Origin of the sequence: Gemmobacter nanjingensis (assembly GCF_014652195.1) — a bacterium.
GTDB classification, from domain to species: Bacteria; Pseudomonadota; Alphaproteobacteria; order Rhodobacterales; family Rhodobacteraceae; genus Gemmobacter; species Gemmobacter caeni.
Genome location: NZ_BMYI01000005.1, coordinates 201,773 through 203,100, shown reverse-complemented (window position 1 = coordinate 203,100; position 1,328 = coordinate 201,773). Strand labels below are relative to the sequence as shown.

General features: G+C 69.1%; 1 protein-coding gene and 1 pseudogene. Both read left to right on the top strand.

Annotation, left to right across the window (positions count from 1 at the left end; all coding sequences use genetic code 11):
- Positions 1–759: pseudogene (locus IE126_RS11195) on the top strand (hypothetical protein); the annotation flags it as partial.
- Positions 759–1,328: hypothetical protein (locus tag IE126_RS11190; protein ID WP_194678696.1), on the top strand; the 570-nt coding region annotated here is incomplete at its 3' end. The pseudogene IE126_RS11195 and the gene IE126_RS11190, both read left to right, overlap by 1 nt.

Here is a 1,328-nt window from a genome sequence, read left to right as displayed (position 1 = left end):
GGGAATGTGCAGGCGCAGCTTGAATTCGCCTGGCGCGAGATGATGACCAGCGAGAACGGGCCGTTCCAGCGGCTGATGGCCTCGACCAATCTCTATGATGCCACCCATGCCTTTGTCGGCTTCGAGCGGCCGCAGGGCTACAATGCCAACAACCCGACCAGCGCGCATGGATGGGACCGGCGCCTTGCCGGGGCCGAAGCTGCCATGGCGCGCTTTGAGGGCACAACGCTCTCGACACAGGCGCAGCTCGGCCAGCTCGGGACCGGGGCGGCGCAGCTGGGGACCGGCCTGCAGACCTTTGGCGCGAACCTTGCGGGCACGCTGCAGGGGATCGGGGCGAGCTACGGGCCGGGCGGGGCCTTTGTCGGCGGCCTCCTGGGTGCGGGGCTGAACTGGCTGACCGGCGTGCCGGGGTTCGCAACCGGCGGCGACCATGCCGGGGGCTGGCGCATCGTGGGCGAGAATGGCCCCGAGCTGGAGGCGACGGGCGCGGCGCGGATCTTCAACGCGGGTCAGACGCGGCAGATCCTGACCTCTGCCCCGCCGCCTGCCTCCGCCCAGCCCTCGGGTCAGGGCGGCGCTTCCGGCGGCAATGCCGCCGCCATGCTTGTGACCCATCATATCAATGTCTCGGGCACCGGCTCGGCCGAGATCCGCGAGGGCGTGATGCAGGCCATTCAGGTGTCGCTGGAACAATACACCCGCGACTTCCTGCCCGGCGAGGTCCGCACCATCGTCAGTGACCGCTGGAGGGGATGATGGCGTATTCCTTCCCGCTGACCCGCGCGCAGTTCATGGATCTGCTGCCCGTGCAGGAGATGACCTTCGATCTGCCCGAGGCGATGGAAGTGTCGGAGACCGGCGCGGGCGAGATCCTGACGGCGGAACTGGGCACCCGGCTCTGGTCGGGCGAGATCCGGCTGGGCGACATGACGCCGGACGAGGCGGCCGAGGCGCTGGCGATGATCGACGTGCTGCGCCAGCCCGGCGCCAGCTTCATGGTGCATGATATCGCGCGGCCGTTTCCGCGCTCCGATCTCTCCGGGGCGGCGCTCGCCGGGGCCGCGCCCAAGCTGTCGGCAGTCCACGCCAACAATCGCGAGATTCGGATCTCCGGTCTGACACCCGGCTACCAGCTGCGCCGGTTTGACAGCCTGGCCTTTACCTATGCCGCCAATCCGCTGCGCTATGCCTTGCACCGGATCGCCAGCCCGGCAACAGCGGATGCCTCGGGCCTCACCGGCTATTTTGAGGTCAGTCCGAACATCCGGCCCGGCTGGGTCACCGGCACCGCCGTCAGCCTGTCGCGCCCGGCCTGCAAGGCAATC